15 protein-coding genes are annotated in these 19,268 nt (G+C 36.5%); 13 read left to right on the plus strand and 2 right to left on the minus strand.

Annotated features, from left to right (window positions below; all coding sequences use genetic code 11):
- Window positions 1-9 precede the first annotated feature (9 nt).
- Together LS67_RS04210 and LS67_RS04215 are read left to right on the plus strand one after the other, a co-directional pair.
- Window positions 10-828 carry an outer membrane beta-barrel protein gene (locus LS67_RS04210; RefSeq protein ID WP_034325787.1) on the plus strand — a complete coding sequence of 273 codons (819 nt, stop codon included), beginning with the start codon at window positions 10-12 and terminating at the stop codon, window positions 826-828.
- Window positions 828-2,096, plus strand: coding sequence for a CCA tRNA nucleotidyltransferase (locus LS67_RS04215; RefSeq protein ID WP_052082132.1), 1,269 nt, complete (start codon window positions 828-830; stop codon window positions 2,094-2,096). The genes LS67_RS04210 and LS67_RS04215 overlap by 1 nt, the downstream gene beginning before the upstream one ends.
- Before the next feature lie 305 nt (window positions 2,097-2,401).
- On the opposite strand, the gene trpB is transcribed toward LS67_RS04215, so the two are convergent.
- The gene (trpB, locus tag LS67_RS04220; RefSeq protein WP_034325786.1) at window positions 2,402-3,661 is read right to left on the minus strand and encodes a tryptophan synthase subunit beta; all 1,260 of its coding nucleotides are present in this window, start codon (window positions 3,659-3,661) and stop codon (window positions 2,402-2,404) included.
- A 125-nt stretch (window positions 3,662-3,786) separates the two neighbouring features.
- On the opposite strand from trpB, the gene trpA reads away from it, so the two are divergent.
- Both trpA and LS67_RS04230 read left to right on the plus strand, forming a co-directional pair.
- The gene (trpA, locus tag LS67_RS04225) at window positions 3,787-4,602 is read left to right on the plus strand and encodes a tryptophan synthase subunit alpha (RefSeq protein WP_034325784.1); all 816 of its coding nucleotides are present in this window, start codon (window positions 3,787-3,789) and stop codon (window positions 4,600-4,602) included.
- A 3-nt stretch (window positions 4,603-4,605) separates the two neighbouring features.
- Window positions 4,606-7,524: a DUF2339 domain-containing protein gene (locus tag LS67_RS04230; protein ID WP_034325783.1), complete on the plus strand. Its 2,919-nt coding sequence runs from the start codon at window positions 4,606-4,608 to the stop codon at window positions 7,522-7,524.
- 21 nt (window positions 7,525-7,545) lie between these two features.
- Here the strand turns inward: LS67_RS04230 and LS67_RS04235 are convergent, their stop codons facing one another.
- Entirely contained in the window at window positions 7,546-7,902 is a 357-nt protein-coding gene (locus LS67_RS04235) for a methionine-R-sulfoxide reductase (protein ID WP_034325826.1), read from the minus strand.
- Window positions 7,903-8,076: 174 nt separating this feature from the next.
- On the opposite strand from LS67_RS04235, the gene LS67_RS04240 reads away from it, so the two are divergent.
- The 9 genes from LS67_RS04240 to LS67_RS04300 all read left to right on the plus strand — a co-directional run bounded on the left by LS67_RS04240 (window position 8,077) and on the right by LS67_RS04300 (window position 19,126).
- Entirely contained in the window at window positions 8,077-8,880 is an 804-nt protein-coding gene (locus tag LS67_RS04240; RefSeq protein WP_034325782.1) for a hypothetical protein, read from the plus strand.
- Window positions 8,881-9,063: 183 nt separating this feature from the next.
- The gene (locus LS67_RS04245) at window positions 9,064-9,453 is read left to right on the plus strand and encodes an MmcQ/YjbR family DNA-binding protein (protein WP_052099815.1); all 390 of its coding nucleotides are present in this window, start codon (window positions 9,064-9,066) and stop codon (window positions 9,451-9,453) included.
- Between the two features lie 213 nt (window positions 9,454-9,666).
- Window positions 9,667-13,827: a glutamine-hydrolyzing GMP synthase gene (gene guaA / locus LS67_RS09900; protein ID WP_236096342.1), complete on the plus strand. Its 4,161-nt coding sequence runs from the start codon at window positions 9,667-9,669 to the stop codon at window positions 13,825-13,827.
- A 5-nt stretch (window positions 13,828-13,832) separates the two neighbouring features.
- Entirely contained in the window at window positions 13,833-14,663 is an 831-nt protein-coding gene (locus tag LS67_RS04275) for a type II restriction endonuclease (protein ID WP_034325780.1), read from the plus strand.
- Window positions 14,660-15,577 carry a DNA-methyltransferase gene (locus LS67_RS04280; RefSeq protein ID WP_081953899.1) on the plus strand — a complete coding sequence of 306 codons (918 nt, stop codon included), beginning with the start codon at window positions 14,660-14,662 and terminating at the stop codon, window positions 15,575-15,577. The genes LS67_RS04275 and LS67_RS04280 overlap by 4 nt, the downstream gene beginning before the upstream one ends.
- 58 nt (window positions 15,578-15,635) lie before the next feature.
- The gene (locus LS67_RS04285) at window positions 15,636-16,298 is read left to right on the plus strand and encodes a TIR domain-containing protein (protein ID WP_052099814.1); all 663 of its coding nucleotides are present in this window, start codon (window positions 15,636-15,638) and stop codon (window positions 16,296-16,298) included.
- 48 nt (window positions 16,299-16,346) lie between these two features.
- A complete protein-coding gene (locus LS67_RS04290; RefSeq protein ID WP_052099813.1) occupies window positions 16,347-17,432 on the plus strand; it encodes a hypothetical protein in 1,086 nt (361 codons plus the stop codon).
- Complete coding sequence (locus tag LS67_RS04295) at window positions 17,422-18,276, plus strand: DNA adenine methylase (RefSeq protein ID WP_034325779.1); 855 nt, start codon at window positions 17,422-17,424, stop codon at window positions 18,274-18,276. Before LS67_RS04290 ends, LS67_RS04295 begins: the two co-directional genes overlap by 11 nt.
- A complete protein-coding gene (locus LS67_RS04300; protein WP_201274017.1) occupies window positions 18,269-19,126 on the plus strand; it encodes a DNA methyltransferase in 858 nt (285 codons plus the stop codon). Before LS67_RS04295 ends, LS67_RS04300 begins: the two co-directional genes overlap by 8 nt.
- The last annotated feature ends 142 nt before the right edge of the window (window positions 19,127-19,268 follow it).

A 19,268-nucleotide genomic window follows, 5' to 3' on the forward strand; every position in this document is an offset into this window, starting at 1 on the left:
GGGGCTATAATGTTTAAAAAATCTTTGCTACTTATGTTTGTGGTAAGCGCACTTTTGGGCAATGAAAAAAACGGCGCATTTTTTGCCATAGGAGGAGGATATACGCCTCAAATCCCATATCAAGTAGCAACACCAAATAATAACACAGCTACATCAAGTGTGCCACTTTATACAGGCGGTATCAAGTATGGTGCTAGGCATTATTTTAATAATAATTTGGGCTTGCGTTTATATTTGCCTATACAGGGTGGATTTAGTCAATTTGATGAGGGATATAGCCTGGCAAAAGCGCGATTTGTATCCGCTGGTATGGGAGGTGATATACTCTTTGACATCGGCTCATCACAAAGTAGCGTGGGGATTTTTGCAGGAGGCGAGGTGAATTACGCATATTATTGGCTAGATAGCGCAGATTCTAAAGGCATACAAACTCAAGTGCATTTTGGTTTAGCTCTCAATTTTACCCCGCGCTTTGGAATCAATATAGGAGTGAGGCAATACATCAATCGCCCCGCACAAGAAAAGATACCGCTTAGCTCGTCTATGCGCGATTATGGCGGATTTGTCAATTTTGTCTTCGCACTTAATAATAGCAATATCTCCTCAAGCGCACACGCTCAAGCTAAGGCAAGGCAAGAGAGGGAAACAAATGCTAATGCTAATATAAATAACAGCTATGATAGGACATATAGTGGAAGCTCAAGTAGTGGCAATGGCTTTATGAGTGGTTTCTTTGGCGGATTAGTAGGAAGTGTATTATTTGGCAACTCCGGTGACAGCTCTATGCGCACTCCACAAAACACGCAGCCTAGCCTAAAATTCCGCTAATGCAGCATTTTGATACAAGCCGTTTTGCTCTTCCGCAAGATGTGCTTTTTATCTTGGATACTTTGCATAGTGCGGGATATGAGGCGTATATTGTGGGTGGCTGTGTGCGAGATATGATTTTATGTGAGCTGCATAATACCTCTAAGCCCCCAAATGATTATGATATAGCTACTTCAGCCTTGCCCGATGATGTGATGAGACTTTTTCCATACTCTATCCCCACAGGCGCAAAATATGGCACAATAAGTGTGATTATGCAATCCCATAGCTATGAAATTACGACTTTTAGGCTTGATGGGACTTATAGTGACGCACGCAAGCCCGATAGTGTGAGATTCACAACCTCTATAAGTGAGGATATAAAAAGAAGAGATTTTAGTATGAATGCCCTTGCTTATGCGCCACATATTGGACTTGTTGATGAGGTTGGGGGAGTGGAGGACATCATCAATAAGCGCATAGTATGTGTGGGTGAGGCAAAAGTGCGATTTAGCGAGGATTCTTTACGCATTTTACGCGCCTTGCGTTTTAGTGCTACTCTTGGATTTAGTATAGAATCTCACACGCAAGAGGCTATACATATGAATGCGCCCTTGCTTTGCTCTGTGGCGAGAGAGCGTGTGCGCTTAGAGCTTGATAAATTACTTAGCGGAATGTATGCAGAGAGTGTGCTTAGTGCGTTTTTATCTATTATCCGCATAGTTGTGCCGCAGCTACCGACACAATGTGATTTTAGGGTATTTAAAGCTTTAAGAGATACTACGCAATATGTTCGCTGGGTGTGTTTTTTGTATCCTTGTAAAACTTATGCGAGGGAGATTCTAGAATCTTTAAAATTTGACAATAAAAGCAAGGAGCATATCCTCACTTTACTTTGGCATTATGATATGCCTTTGTGTGTGGGAGAAGTGGAGCTAAGACATATTGTTGTGAATCTTGGTGGGCGCGAGAGGGCGCAAAGCATACTTGAAGATATAGCGCGTATCAAAGAGGCGCATATCAAGGTAGGGATACAAAAAGCAGACACACAGAATCTCAAAACCTTTCATCACATTGTGCAAAATGTATTGGGGCAGAGCATACCTCTAAGTCTTAAAGAGCTGTGTATAAATGGCGAAGATTTAAAGCACATAGGCATAAAAGAGGGGAAGCAAATAGGAGCAATATTGGCATATCTTTTAAATCAAGTGTTAGAGGATAAACTCCCTCATACGCGTAGAGATTTGCTCCAAGCAGCGCGTAATAAGCTGCAAGAATTTAAGGTGTAGGGCAATGCGTTTTAAGCATTTGGCTTTAACATTAGGCTTTTCTTTGTTTTTATAAGCTCATAAGCAGGGAGATTCTCTTTAGGGATACAAAGTATCAAGCTTGTAATACTGTTTGCTTTTTATTTTAAGGAGCAATGTAAAACTCATACGAAAAATGTGTAGAGTGCTTCATCAAAAGCTTTTGGAAATCTTAGGGCTTATAAGCTTGTTTTTAAGCATAGGGGTATGGAGAGTGCTTAAAAACCGCCCTTAGATTCCTAAATAGCGACTTTTTATTGTGTGAAATTGCATACATTATCGTGCAACTAGCCAATGCGTGCAATCTCATCTTGAAGGAATTTTTTCCATTTCTCTGTGGCAAGGGCTTTTGTAGTGATAAAAATATCTTTATCGCCGCGTCCTGAAATATTGACAATAATTTTTTTACCCTTTACCTTTTTGCATAATGCTAATACTTCGGCGAGGGCGTGGCTAGATTCTAAAGCAGGGATAATACCCTCGTTTTTACTAAAAAAACTAAAGGCTTCAAGTGCTTCTTTATCCGTAGCTGAGCTAAAATCTACGCGTCCTACCTCGTATAAATGCGCTAATTGTGGTCCAATTCCGGCATAATCAAGTCCAGCCGAAATAGAATGTGTGAGATTAAGCTGCCCATCATCATCTTGCAAAAAGAGACTTTTATAGCCTTGCGCAATACCCACACTTGCATTTGGGTTATGAATCCTCTTGGCATTTTCTCCGGGATTATCCCCTGTGCCGCCTGCTTCTATGGCGATTAGGCGCACCTTTTTTTCATTGAGATAATGCGTGAAAAAGCCTATTGCATTGCTTCCGCCACCTACACAAGCTACCATAATATCGGGCAATCCGCTGAAATAAGCTTTTGTTTGTTTTTTAATCTCTTTGCTTATTATGCTTTGTAGCTCACGCACAATGTCAGGATATGGGTAAGGTCCAAGTGCGCTTCCTAGCACATAGAAAGTATCATCACTGCGTCTGCTCCATTCTCGCAATGTTTCATTTACCGCGTCTTTAAGTGTTTTGCTTCCACTACCTACGCTATGAACCTTTGCGCCCAAAAGCTCCATATTGAATACATTAGGATATTGTCTTGCGATGTCAATCTCACCCATAAAAATCTCACACTCTAGCCCTAGTCGCGCACACGCTGCCGCTGTGGCTAAGCCGTGTTGTCCTGCGCCTGTTTCTGCTATTACGCGTTTTTTACCCATATATTTTGCTAAAAGCACCTGTCCTAGTGCGTTATTAATCTTGTGCGCGCCTGTATTTGCCAAACCTTCAAATTTTAAATAAATATCATTTTTGAGAATCTTAGAGCTATTTTCTGCATAAATAAGAGGAGTAGGACGCCCGACAAAGTTTTTAAGTGAAAATTTTAATTCTTTTCTGTATGTCTTGCTTTTAAAAATATCACGATAGGCAATTTCTAGCTCCTTTAATGCAGGGAGGAGAATTTCTGGAATGTATTGTCCTCCAAAGGCGTGTTTGTTGCCTTTTTCTTCACCAAAGTAACCATTCTTCGATTCTGTAAAGATTGTAGCCATTTATGCTCCTTTTAAAAAATAGCTGAAATTGTAAGCAAAAAACTATTAGCTTCACTTTAAAGTCAAGCACTTTATAAACAAAATATGATAGAATAAACATTTATTTTTTGGAGAAGTCATTAAGGATGAGTAAAAGTAAAAAGCAAATACCACAAACGCAACTTATGGGACATATCATTGCAGGTTATCCAAGCTTTGAATCAAGCTTATATGCGGCACTTGGTATTTGCCAAGCCGGAGCGAGCTATCTTGAAGTGCAGTTTCCATTTTCTGACCCAAACGCCGATGGAAGCGTTATTGAAGAGGCGTGCAATAAAAGCATAGCGCAAGGATTCAAAGTTGCTCAAGGTTTTAAGCTACTCCACACGCTCTCCCAACACATAAACCAAGACAACAAGCAGCCCACACGACTTATTATTATGACTTATGCTAATCTTATTTTTCATTATGGCATTGAAGCATTCATCAAAGAAGCTAAAAAATGCGGTGTATGGGGTATAATCGCACCTGATTTACCTATAGAATCTGATGAATCTCTCCGCATTTTAGCCAAAAAATATCATATCCGCATTATCTCTCTTATTGCTCCAAAAGTAAGCATATCACGAATTAAAAAAATTGCAAAAATCAGCGATGAAATCGTATATGTCGTGGCACGTGCTGGGATTACTGGGGAAAAAACACATATTGATAAAGCACTTTTTGAGTGGATAAGGCTTATTCAAAAGCACTGCAAAAAACCTATTGCACTTGGCTTTGGGATAAATTCCTACGAACAAGTAGCAGTACTAAAAGATAAAGTAGATATTATTGTGGCAGGAAGTTATTTTGTGCGATTTATTAGCGAGCTTAGCACACAATCTCAACTTAGCCCACAAGATTATATGCACAAACTTCAAGCACACGCACAAATGCTAATGGGTTGGGATATAAATGAGTAAAAAATGACACTTCTTATTCTTTTGACAATCTTATTTCTTATTCTCTTAGTATGTGGGAGTATTGCCGGACTTATAGCATATTTTTCTACAAAAAAACTACAAGAGCATTTAATCACACTCAATGCACAAATTACCACCCTTAAAGCTGCTTTAAAACAAGCAAAAAGAGATAATTTTAAAAGCCAAATCAAGCAAAAAATAGAATCTGCCCCAACTTCGCAGATATTTTCACAAAGTCATTTGAATGCTCCTGTGGCGGATAAAGTAGTGGAAAAATCTTTGCAAACACATACGCAAAGCCCACAATCTACTTTTTGCGCAGATTCTCAAACATCTCAAATTCCCCCAACTTCTCTAGAATCAGCGCAATCAACACAATCACAACCTTTAAAGCAAAAAGATTTTTTTGATTTTGAATGGCTCTTTACACAAAGGGTAATGGTATTTTTAGCGGGAATTTTCTTTATTTTTGCAGCTTTTTTTCTTATTCGTTATAGCCTTGAACATAATTTGCTCACACCTGCTGTGCGCATAAGCCTTTGTATAGGATTTGGCATTATCCTTTTTGTAAGTGGCATATCTTTACACTATCTCCAACATCATAGCATTTTTTATAGAATCTATAACCTTGCACTCCACCATTTAAGGCGCATTGCTAACATACAACCTCAACCTCTCAATACCTCTACTTCATATTTTTCTTTGCCGCATTTAACATTGCAAATAATTGCTCAAACACTTGTTGGTTCTTCACTCGTAGTGCTATTTTTTAGTTTTTATGGAGGCTTTAAGATTTATGGCTTTTTTGGTGATTTTTTTACGCTCATAACTTTAAGTCTCATTGCACTTATAGGATTAGGCTTAAGTGTGCGTTTTGGTGTGATTATTGGTATTTTTGGATTACTTGGAGGCTTTGCAACGCCTATTTTGCTCTCAAGTGGATATTATAACGCACCTTTTCTCTTTGGCTATTTAGGAATATTTTATATCATAAGTATGTATTGTGTGCTACGATATGCTCAATCTAAGCCTCAACTTATATACTTAATAGTGCTTGCAAATATCCTTATGGCTCTCTTTAGCTTACACTTTATAATATTTTACACTATGAGCAAGAGTGATTTATTCATAGCATTTTTGCTCTGTGTCGGTATGTTTTTAAGCAATATATTCTTACTTGCAAAATTTCACACCCTTAGAGAATCTCCTGTGTATAATAACTTTATTGCCTTTAGTATTCTCTCTCCTGTATGCTTTGTGGTCTGTCTTTTTGGGCGAGATGATATGGCTATAACTTTTTCCTTTGTAGAATACGCTTTTTTAGCTGTGCTTTGTGTATTGACATTGCTTATCCCTTGTATGCTAAAAAATCTGAGTTCATTTGTGCTCCATACTCCTTTGATAGTGACTTTTCTCTCAGTCGTAGCTCTTTTTATTAAAATAGACAATGCGCCATTTTTGCCCTTTTGTATCATATTTATGAGCTTTATCTCTGTGTATCTCTTCATATTTAAGCATAAGATTCTTTATCTGTGGCTGCAATTTATGGTTGTATGTGGATTTAGCATAATGATGGATATACATAACAAAGATGTATTGTATGTATATAGCGTATGGTTTGCGATGATTATTTTTGCATATAGCTATATTTACAAACATATCAACACAGAATGGGCAAAGGCAAAAAGCCTTGATTATCTTTTGTTGTTTTATAGCATTTTATGTGTTATAGGGGCACTTAATTTAAGTAATATGCCTTTTGTGATATGGGTAAGTAGTGGGCTGATACTTGCATATCTAGGTGGGCAGATTCTCAAACGCAATATTGCATATTTTGAATATATTTTTATCACTCTTGGGATATTAGCAAATGTATTCTCAAAAGAGGGATTGTTTTATATTGATTCGGTAAGTATTTACTCTCCAAATCCAAATATATTTATTACATTATCCGCCTTATTTGGAAAAACTATGCACTATCATTTTAGCACTCTTTTACTCTCTCTTGGCTCTTGTGCGATTTTGCTTTTTATTTTAAAAAATAAATCTTACGCATTTCACACTTATGTTAATATTATCTTGCTCGGTATTTGTTGCATAAGCGCAATTTTAATGGTGCAAAACCTATGTTCTATGTCTCTTTTTGGGAATCATCTTACCTCATATCCTCTTAGCACATTGTGTATTGGGCTTTTGGCACTTATTATGGGAAAATATTTATACGCAATTAACACATTAAGCATAAAGGCACAACAGGCTTATATTTTTATAGTAGGCTTTTTATGTGTGAAGTTTTATTATGATGTGGTTATTCTTGGTATATTTGCGTATAATCCACTTATAATGCTTATCCCTCATTGGAATCTTTATGATATGGCTCTTTTACTTGTTGGATTAATAGGTTGCCTTCTTATCGCGTGGCACTTCCAAAGCATATTTACATATTTTCAAACACAAGATTATATGTTTAAAAAAGATTATAAGCACATCATTTCTGCTATCCTTTATGTAAATTATAGCCTTATTTTCGCACTCGGGCTTATAGTGCTATTTTTTGGAGTAGCTTACGGATTCTATGTATATCATTTTTTAGGAGATTTGATACACATACCCGATAGCACAATTAATTGGGATTTTTGGCTTATGTTTCCTTTGCAAAACTACGCTTATTCGGTAACTTTAGTGCTAAGTGGAGTAATACTTTTATACTTCTACATCAAAAAGCATATAAAGATTTTTAGAATCTACTCCCTTCTCTTATTTATCCTTGCTACCTCAAAAGTCTTTTTACTTGATACAAGCTCTTTTGGTGGAATTGCTAAGATTGTGCTTTTTATCTTTATGGGCATTGTTTTTCTCTTACTCTCTTATATCTATTCACGCTATATTAACAAAGAACAAGTCAAAAACAAAACAACATAAGCACATAGATTCTCTATTGCCTTATGAGTTTTTACGAAAGCTAAGCGAGAGCGAATTAACACAATGGCGCGTATTTTTTGGCGTGAAACCTTCACCCTTAAAAATATGCCCTAAATGTCCGCCGCAGTTGGCGCATATAATTTCTGTTCTCACGCCATCACTATCGGGTATGTGCTTTATTGCACCTTGAATCTCATCATCAAAACTCGCCCAACCGCAATGACTAGGGAATTTTGCACTTGATTCATAAAGAGGTGTGCCGCATTGCCTACAAAGATAGCTTCCATTTTCAAAATAATCAGTATAGATTCCGCTAAAAGGTGCTTCTGTGGCTTTATGCAAAAGAACCGCGCATTCTTGTTCGTTTAATGGTGGCATTTTCATATTAATCCTTTCTTTGAGATATAAATTTTTGCAATGTTTCGTCTATATTCTTTACTTCACCTCTTGGGCTAGGATAATCTAGCTCATTCTTAAATTTTAAACTTATTTAAGTAAGGCATAATATGTTTTTTTGCATAATTCACCCTTTATTTTACAAAAAGGACAGAAATGAAAGGTAAGATTTTAGGCGCTGGTGCAATTAGTGGCGCAGACGGCAATCGTTATGATTTTGATATTGCAGATATTGAGAATCTTAATGGCAAGACACAGGAGCAGCTTGTCGGGGCTGAAGTAGATTTTGAGGTTGTAGAGGATAGCAAAAGTGCAAAGTCGATTTTTGTTACAAGCACAAATCTTTCTGTTAATCTTGATGTGAATGATATCAAGGAAAGATTTAGTGCAAATGACGCGCAAGGTGTGCGCTTCAAGTTTCTAATGGCTATTGTGCTTTATGCTGTTGGTGCTTTGTTTGCATTTATACCATTCCTTGGTTTTATCGTAACGCCTATTTGTTCGATTGCGGCGATTGTGATTTTTGTTTTAGCGGCTTTGCGGCTCAATAGCCTTGCAGAAAGTAGGACTTTATTTAAGAATTTTCTTTATTCTATCGTTATCGGTATAGTCGCGTCCGTTGTAGCTGGTGCACTTGGTGGCGCTTCTTTGATTTCAATGCTGGTTCGTGGTAGTGCAGATGATATGGGTGTGCTATTCTTTGTGGCAGTGGCGATACTTGTTGTTGGGTTTATTGCTTCGTTTGTATTCCATGCTTTCTATATGCGCGAAATGGCGTTTGTGATGCAGCAAAAATTTATTCTTTACTCATTCTGGTGCAACCTTGTTGGTGTTGTGCTTGCGGTGCTTTTTATCGGCTATATTTTGATTTTTGTTGCTTTTGTGTTGTTTGTGATAGGCGTGTATCAATTCCGTGAGGTGCGCAAACGCACAGAAAACGATGTAATGCCTTGGTTCTAAGAGGCATTTGCGGTGGGCTGCCTTGAAAAGCCTATTTGCCCCTTTTATGCCTCTGTGCTTTAATGAATGATACTTGAAGTAGCATAGCTTGAAGTGCAGGGCAGAATCTAGCCTCTTTAGAATCTTTAAGGTAAGGAAAAAGCCAAGCTAACTTAAAGCTATTACAAAGGAGAGGCGATACGTATGATAGATGAAGCCCTCTTTGAGAGCGAAAACGCACAAAAAAATATAGAATATGTTGAGCAAAAGTATGGCGACACGCTAGAGTATTTGTGGAGAAAGTTTCCAAATAATGCAATTTGGAGGCGCAAGGATAATCGCAAATGGTATGCGGCTTTGCTTAAGATTCCAAAGAGCAAGTTGGGGCTTGTTTCTAATGAATGCGTTGAGATTTTGAATGTAAAAGTGGATTGTGCGGAGATTGATTTTCTTGTGGATTGTCAAAAATACTTTGCGGGGTATCACATGAATAAGAAGCATTGGGTAACGATTTGCCTTGATGGCTCGGTGGATTTTGAGGAGCTTTGCGAGAGAATCGATGCGAGTTATTTACTTGCAAAAAAGCGAGGCTAGTATTTTAAATTTCGCTTTAAGAATGTGTGAATAATATTTAACATTGAAGCCATTTTGTGTTTTTGTTTTCAATCTTTTGCGCCAACATTATATCTTCATTAAAATATTTATACAAGCCGACTTCTCAAGCAATTTTTAGCTAAGATTTTATTTTAAATATGAGAGTAGAATTAAATATCTGCTAGTCAAACTCTTACAAGGCAAGGAGAGCCTATGAATACAAGCAATGTCCAAATTTTAGTGCTAGATTTTGGGAGTCAATACACGCAGCTTATCGCGCGGCGGTTGCGTGAATATGGCGTTTATACCGAGATTGTCCCTTACTTTGAAAAGCTAGATTCTATTAAAGCTAAAAATCCTAAAGGCATTATCCTAAGTGGCGGACCTGCAAGCGTGTATGAAAAGGACGCTTACAAGCCCGATAGTGCGATTTTCACACTAGGGATTCCCATTCTTGGCATCTGCTATGGTATGCAGCTCATCGCCCAACATTTTGGCGGACGCGTCATCAAGGCGGACGCACAAGAATTTGGTAAGGCGGTGCTAGAGATTATGGAATCCTCTCAAGATTCTAAAGATTCATCTTGTTCCGCATTTCAAGGTGCTTCTCAAAGCATACAAGCACCGATGACGCTCTCTTTTGATATTTTTTCTCATCGCAAGTTTCCTCAAATGCTCACAGCCCTGCTTGATTTATGGGAAGATTCTGTGCGAGTAAGCCACACTTTTTTAACTAAGCAAGACATTGCAGAGATTAAGCCAGAAGTCAAAGCAGCACTCAAAAGCTCCCAAAATATCATCACTGCGACAGATAAAAAGGATTTTTTGGGCTTTATTGGTGTGGAAAAGAATAAGATTGAAATGCTTTTTGTCGCATCAAGTGCCTTTAGAAAAGGTGTGGGCAAGGCATTGCTAAAAGAAGCATTGGAGCGATATTTGAAAGACTATCCTTGCATTTTAGTAGATTGCAATGAACAAAATACGCAAGGTTTGGCATTTTATAAGTCTTTGGGCTTTGAAAAAGTAGGAATGAGTGAAAAAGATTCCGCAGGGAGAGACTTCCCCATCGTGCATTTAAAGGTGAGCAAAGCGATATTAAAAAAAGCACTTGAAAGAGAAACTAGCGATTCTGTGGCAAATGCTTTTGTGTGCGAGAGTGAGCGCGTCTTTTTGCGCCCTTACACGCAGGCAGATTTTGCGGCATTGCATAAAATTGTGAGCGATAAGCAAACAATGTATGCGTGGGGGCAGGGCTTTAGCAAAAAGCAGAGCCAAGAATGGCTGGATAAGCAATTAGCGCATTATCAACAATATAGCTTTGGAATTTGGGCGATTATAGAGAAGCAAAGCGGCGCAATTATCGGCAATGCGGGGCTAAATCATACGGAGATAAGTCTAAAGGGCAAAACTCAAAAAATTGTAGAAATCGGCTATCTTTTGCACCGCAATTTTTGGGGCAAAGGCTATGGAAGCGAAGTGGCTAGAATGTGTGTAAAATATGGGTTTGAAACTCTAGGATTAGAGGAAGTGTATTGCCTCATCAAAGAGGACAATAAAGCTTCAATCAAGGTAGCAGAAAATCTTGAAATGCAAAAAGTGGGGGAATATCTTAAACCCTATAAGGGCAAAAAAATCAATCATCTTGTCTTTAGGCTTGAAAAAAAAGTATGGCAAGAATTAGAAAATAGCACCACGCAAGGTTTTAAATCTTGCTCACTCTTTAAAGGTGTGAAGCAAAATTCTATCGTATGGATGAGCCACGCGGACAAGGTAGAATCTATCCCGCAGGGCTTTAAAGAACTCGCAAAGTCTGGAAATACGCATTATTGCGCGATTGCGGATTCTAAACGCAAGATTTATGCCCTGCAGTTTCACCCTGAAGTTGTGCATAGTGAATGTGGTGGGCAAATGTTGCAAAACTTTGCAATAGGGATTTGCGGCGCGGATACATCTTGGAATATGCGTCATTTCGCGCAAAATGAGATTGAAAAATTGCGCCATATCGTCTATGGAGGCAAGGCACATTGTGAAAATCCTATGAGTTTTATGCAGATTAAAGAAGCCTTTAAGCACATTGGCAAAGCACAAACCATACAAAGACTTATTGAAATCTGGGAGGAAGGTGCAAGGGCTACACACAAAGATTTAAGCGAAAAAGAAATTGCGGGTATGAGAGAGGAAATACGGGAGGCTATATTAAAATCTAAAAATTTACTTATAGCGCAAAAAAATGAAGAATGGCTAGGTTTTATTGAGATAGAAAAAAATGAAATCGCAATGCTTTTTGTCGCTCCAAAAGCTTTTAGAAAGGGTGTGGGCAAAGCACTGCTCAAAGAGGCATTTATGCGGTATTTAAGTGCATTTGAAGTGATAAAGGTTAATAGTCTTGAGTGGGCTTTAGGATTCTATCAGGCTTTAGGGTTTGCAAAAACAGGGAAAAAGCCTATCCCTGCGGAGGGTGCTGGCGCATTTTTACCCGAGCTTATCCCGCTAAATATTACGCGTGAGAGTTTGCAAAAGTCTTTGGGGCTTGAGGCGCAAGATTCAAATGAGGGCGTGCGTGAAAAGGTGCGTTGCCCTTGGGCGACCGATAAGGACGAGGCGGCGCGTAAGCTCTATGAGGACTATCACGATAACGAATGGGGTGTGCCACTCCACGAGGATAAGAAGCTTTTTGAGTTCCTTTTGCTAGAGGGTTTTCAAGCAGGACTTTCTTGGATTACAATCCTTAAAAAGCGTGAGCATTTTAGGGCAGCGTTTGATGACTTTGATTATCATAAAATCATCACTTATGATGAAAGTAAAATAGAATCTTTAATGCACAATGAGGGGATTATTAGGAATCGCGCTAAAATAGAATCTGCAATTTCTAATGCTAAGGCATTTTTGGCTGTGCAAAGGGAGTTTGGGAGCTTTGATAAATATATTTGGGGCTTTGTCAATCATAAGCCCATTATCAATACCTTTGAGAGCATTGCAGATTTGCCCGCTACTACGCCATTATCCGATACAATTAGCAAGGATTTAAAAAAGCGTGGATTTAAATTCGTAGGCAGCACGATTGTATATGCGTTTATGCAGGCGGTGGGGATTGTAAATGACCACCTTACCTCGTGCTTTAAGCGCAATTCGTCTTTGGGTATGCAATGCGATAAGGTTTTGGATTTTTCGCAAGGCATGGACACCAAGTCCGCTAACCTTACAAAAAATCCAAAAAACTTACACAGCTATACTGCGTGCAGTGGCAAAGCTACAAACCCACACTTGCAAAACACTAGAATTGTGGATTCTCAACATACAGAATCTAGCGACACTAAAGGGCAAAATCATTTAGAATCTGGTGCAGATTCAGGTTCGGCAGTATCTTTGAGGGATTTTAAGAGTTGTGAAGGTGCGACACGAGGGAGTTACCTTGAGGGTAATGACAGAAGTGGAGTAGCAAACTCTCTTAAAATCACCAAAGAGACAACGAGTAAAGTGTTGTGTGCGGTGAGTGGGGGGGTAGATTCTAGTGTCGTTGCAGCGTTGCTTTATCGTGCCATTGGGGAGAATCTTATTCCGGTGTTTGTGGATACCGGACTTTTGCGCAAGGGTGAGAGAGAGGCAGTGGAGAAAATGTTTAGAGAAAATCTCAAAGTGCCGCTGATTACTGCGGACGCAAGTGAGTTATTTTTAAGTCGGCTTAAAGGTGTGATTGACCCCGAGATTAAGCGTAAAATTATCGGCGAGACCTTCATTGAAGTCTTTGAAAAAGAGGCGAAAAAGCATAATACAAAAGGCGAGATAAAGTTCCTCGCGCAAGGTACACTTTATCCTGATGTGATAGAATCTGTGAGCGTCAAAGGTCCATCTAAGACGATAAAAAGCCACCATAATGTCGGCGGACTGCCGGAGTGGATGAAGTTTGAGCTCATTGAGCCATTACGAGAGCTATTTAAAGATGAAGTGAGGGCGTTAGGGCGAGAGCTTGGAATGCCTGAATCTATGCTAATGCGCCACCCATTCCCGGGACCCGGGCTTGCCATACGCATTATGGGAGAGGTGAATAAGGCAGACTTGGATTTGCTGCGTGAGGCGGATTCTATCTTTATAGACGAGCTACATAAACAAGGCTATTATGATAAAGTATGGCAGGCGTTTTGTGTGCTGCTCAATGTGCGGAGTGTGGGTGTAATGGGCGATAATCGCACTTATGATAATACGATTTGTGTGCGTGCGGTGGAAGCGATTGATGGAATGACAGCGACTTTTGCGCATTTGCCCCACGATTTTTTAGAATCTGTAAGTAATAGAATCATCAATGAAGTAGAGGGCATTAACCGCGTGGTTTATGACATCACAAGCAAACCGCCGGGGACGATTGAGTGGGAGTGAGTGGAATGATAAATACTTTACCCTTTGATAAATTTTTACAGACTCTTCAAACAAGCAATAGAACTTTGGATTTTTTTGTAGATTGGCAAAAATGTCTCAAAAATAAAAATGAGATAAGCATAGCTTTAAATCATTTGAATTTTTTACTTGGAAAAGATACACAAGAGCTAAAAATTTATATTAAAAGCCTTTTTGAAGAATATCCCAAAGCTTTTAGTGTTTTAAATATTCTCATTGCTGTGAGAGATAGAAATGATTTGGTGCTTGATGTTGATGGTAATTTTTACCCTTTAAATTCTTATTTTGAAAATTGTGAAAAAATTTATGAGTTCATTTGTCAAACAGGTTTGGAGCAAATTTTTTGCAATAGAAATATTAAAGATTTAAATGATTTCGTTTTTGGTATAGAAGTTGGGCTTGATAGTAATGCGAGAAAAAATCGTAGCGGAAAGGCTATGGAAACTTATCTTGGCAGTCTTTTTGCTAATGCTCAATTAAGTTTCGAAGAACAAGTTGATATTAGAAAATTTAAGGATTTACACCAAGCTTTTGGAGATGATATTAAAAAGTTTGATTTTGTTATTTTTGGCAAAGATACAAATTATTTTATAGAATCTAACTTTTATGCAGGTGGTGGAAGTAAGCTTAATGAAGTAGCGAGAGCCTATCAAGATTTAGCTCCAAAATTTGAAATATTTTCAAATTATGAATTTATTTGGATAACTGATGGCAAAGGTTGGTTGAGTGCCAAAAACAAACTTCAAGAAGCTTATAAATATGTAGAAATCTATAATTTAAGCAATATAGGTAATTTTATACAAAAGGTTAGAAAATGAAAACACCATATTCTAGCAAAGTTTTTCACCCTATTTTTATGAGTGAAGATAAACTTTTTAAGCTTTATCAAGGAGATTGTAATGAGATTTTGCCTCAATTTGAAAATAAATTTGATCTAATTTTTGCTGATCCTCCCTATTTTCTCTCCAATGATGGTTTAAGCATACAAAGTGGAAAAATTGTAAGTGTGAATAAGGGCGAATGGGATAAGGGAGAAAATATCAGTGATATTGATGAATTTAATTTACAATGGATAAGCAATGCAAAAAAAGCTTTAAAAAATACGGGGAGTATTTTAATTAGCGGAACTTATCACAATATTTTTTCTTTAGGTGGCATCTTGCAAAAACTTGATTTTAAAATTTTAAATATCATCACTTGGCAAAAGACAAATCCTCCTCCAAATTTTAGTTGTCGTTATCTCACACATTCAACAGAACAAATCATTTGGGCAAGAAAAAGCCCTAAACATAAACATATTTTTAATTATGAAATTTTAAAAAAACTTAATGGAGACAAACAAATGCGTGATGTGTGGAGTTTTCCAGCCATTGCACCTTGGGAGAAAAGCTTTGGCAAACATCCAACACAAAAGCCTCTAGCCCTTTTGGTACGATTGCTTTTAATGGCAAGCGACAGAGATTCTGTTGTTTGCGATCCTTTTAGTGGAAGCTCTACCACAGGAATAGCCGCTAATCTTTTAAATAGGAGATTTATTGGCATAGAAAAAGAAAATGAGTTTATAAAAATATCAATGAATAGAAAGATAGAGTTAGAAAAAAATATTGAGACAATAAAAAATAAAATTAATGACTTAAGGTTTTTAGAAAGTGTGGGCTTATTTGCAATAAATATTAACCGCGTGGTGTATGATATAACTTCTAAACCCCCGGGCACGATTGAGTGGGAGTAGGAAGTATAATATGTTGTGATTTTTGTTATAAAATTAGATAGATTGTAAAGGGGTGAAAATGAATAAGCAACAAGAAATATTGGAAAAATTAAAAAATTATACAAATTTTTCTCAAAGTGGTAATAATAGTTATAAGGCAAAAAAAGATAATGCAACAATTACTATTCATACAAATGGCAATGTGCAGGTTCAGGGTAAAAATAAGGAAAAAATAGAACAAGAAATAAATGAAATATTAGGAAAAGAAAAAATATGTAAAAATAATAAACAATTATTTATAGTCTATGGGCATGATAAAATAGCTAAAGAACAGCTTGAACATATACTTGAAAAACTTGATATTCAAACAAACCAAATTGCTAATAACACAGGTATGACTATTATTGAAGCTTTGGAAAAAGAAATATCTTGTGTTCATGCGGGTATAATTTTGCTTACTCCAGATGATATTTCTTTGTCAAAAAAAGATTATGAAGAACACAAAGATAATATTGAGGGTTATATTCACACACGAGCAAGACAAAATGTTATACTTGAAATGGGCATGATTATGGCAAAACTAGGCAGAAAAAATACTATTATTCTAAGCAAAGGAGAAGTTGAGATACCATCGGATATAGATGGTATTTTTAGACTTCAATTTAAGGAAAACCCAACAGAAATATTAAAAAAGTTGGTAGAGAGATTGGAAGAATGTGGCTTTATAATAGATAAAAAATAATGTCTTTAAAGCTATGGACTAATACAGAGTTTATCGTAAGGGAATATTATGTTGCAAGCAACAATACAAAATTTTTCTTACCAAAAAATATGGAGAGAAGACTTAGAAAGTTTCACTTTTGAGAATATTAATACTTTGCCTAGTAAATGTTTGATTAATTTTAAAAATAAAGCCTTAGCTTTAAGTAAGTGGGTTAGCCCCAAACGCACACGCTCATACCCTTATGCAAGAGTATATGATACTTTTGATAGTGGAGTAAGCAAGGTTGCAACAATCATTCCACTCATCAAAGATGAAGGTATCAATGGGGATATGGATTATTTGCAATGGGATACACTTTCATTAATGAGTCTTTTAAATGTTTATGTGATTATAGGATTTTATGATGAAGCACAACCTCATTTAAGTAGGATTGACAAAATTACCAATCAGCATTTCAATAATGAATATATTTTAGGGCAGCTTACCCAACTTGTTAATTATCATCAATCTGCATTACATTGGAATCTCAATCAGCTAAGCAATAAAAATCTTACAACACTCGCAAATCTTACAAAAAATGCCTATGCAAATATTTCTCGTTTTTTAAATATTAAACTTCATAATCCCCAAAATATAGATAAATTTATACAAAAAATTTCACAAAGCAGAGAATCTTTTATGGAGTTTTCAAGGCTTAAGGCGAAACAAGCTCAAAATAGAGAAAGCTTGACTTTACAACCTAAAGAACATATAGGCATAGGGCAAAAATCAAAAATTGTTATAGAAAACTATTTGGGCGGACAATATTTCTTTACCATTGATGATATTCTTTTTGAAAATGGCATATTATATTTATGTGAAAGCAAACATAGCAAAAACGCATTACTACCAAGCAATGAGGATATAAAAGACGGGCTTTTAAAGCTTATGCTTTATAATAATCTCTCAAAAATTCAAAGTTACGATAGTTTCAAAATTGTTTTGAGATTAACCTCAAGTATTTTGCAAGATAGCATTATTTTACCAAATGAAAATTTAGATTCTTTTATCAAAAACAATGGTTTTTCAAGCTCTCAAATTACTACCCTAGAAGCTTTAAATATAGAATCCAAGCAGAATCATTTTGAAATTTGGATAAACAATGAACGCTAGATTCTATAAATCACCGCTTCGCTATCCCGGTGGCAAAAGTAGGGCAATTAAAATTTTAAAAGATTATTTTCCGAAAAGTTTTAATGAGTATAGAGAACCATTTTTTGGTGGTGGGAGTGTAGGGATTTATCTTGCTCAAAATCTTTTACACCGCAAACAAATTCAATTTTTCGCAAATGACTTTAATCAAAATGTGTATTGTTTTTGGAATATCCTAAAGACGCAAAATCAAACTTTAATCAATGAAATTCAAAATATTAAAAAATATTATAAAAATGGCAGAAAACTTTATGAGATTATCTTAAATCGTAGAAATGAAAATTTAGATGATTTTCAAAGGGCTGTGGATTTTTTTGTGCTCAATCGCATTACTTTTAGTGGCGTAGTTGATTGTGGTGGATATTCACAAAAAGCCTTTGAAACTCGCTTTACACAAAGCTCTATTGAGAGGCTTAAAAATATGGATACAATTTTGCAAAATTTTATTTTTAGCAATGAAAGTTATGAAAATCTCTTACAAAAAGAGGGCAAAGATGTCTTTATCTTTTTAGACCCACCTTATTATTCTGCCACAAAATCAAAGCTCTATGGTAAAAAGGGGGATTTGCATACAGGTTTTAATCATCAAAAGCTTTGTGAGAATCTCAAAAACGCAAAACATAAATTTTTACTCACTTATGATGATAGTGAGTTAATACGAGAACTTTATAAGGATTTTTATGTATGTGAATACTCTTTGCAATATGGAATGAATAATTATAAACAAACACAAGCAGCAAAAGGAGCGGAACTTTTAATTAGTAATTTTGAACTTAGCAAACAGAATTTATTGCATAGTGCGTAAGATTTTTTCAATTAAAGACAAATTTAATTTAGAATCTTATTTGGAATTTCTCTACTATCGTTTAATATTAATCAAAGAATTAATGAGCGAAAAGGGGAGTTTGTATTTACACATTGATGATAAGGTGGGACATTATGTCAAAATCTTATGTGATGAGATTTTTGGGAGAGAGCATTTTATTAGTGATATTGCGCGTATTAAATGCAATCCCAAAAACTTCAAACGCAAAGCCTATGGAAATATCAAAGATAGAATCTTATTTTATGTAAAAAGCAATCAATATGTTTGGAATGAAGTTTGTGAGGAAATCACAAAAAATGATTTACATAAACGATTTAAAAAGCAAGATGAAAGAGGATACTATACTACGATTCCGCTTCACGCACCCGGAGTTACACAAAAGGGAGAAAGCGGACAAGAATGGAATGGCTTAAAACCTCCAGAGGGCAGACATTGGCGTTGCTCTTTAAGTGAATTAGACAAGCTAGAAAAAGCCGGACTGATTGAGTGGAGCAAAAATGGAGTGCCTAGGAAAAAGGTGTATGCAAAAGATTGCAAGGGTAAAAAGATTCAAGATATTTGGGAGTTTAAAGACACGCAAAGCCCTATGTATCCTACACAGAAAAATAATGCGATGTTAAAAAGAATTATTCAAATGTCCTCCAATGTGGATTCCTTAGTAATGGATTGCTTTTGTGGAAGCGGAGGATTTTTGAGAGAATCTTTTTTGCTTGGGCGAAACTTTATAGGCATTGATGAGAGCAAAGAAGCAATTAAGATTAATCAAAAATGGATAAAAGAATATAATAAACAACATCTTATCAAATGCAAATGTAGCTTTTTGGAATGAGCATAAAATCAAATTGATACAGCAGAATCCAATAGAATTATCATTAACAAAATAATCAACGAGGTAAAGGGCATTAATTGTATAAGCCTTGTGATATCATAAATAAAACCTCGGGATAGATTCAAATGGAAGTAGTAATTTA

It is taken from the genome of Helicobacter sp. MIT 03-1616 (genome assembly GCF_000765685.2).
GTDB lineage: Bacteria > Campylobacterota > Campylobacteria > Campylobacterales > Helicobacteraceae > Helicobacter_C > Helicobacter_C typhlonius.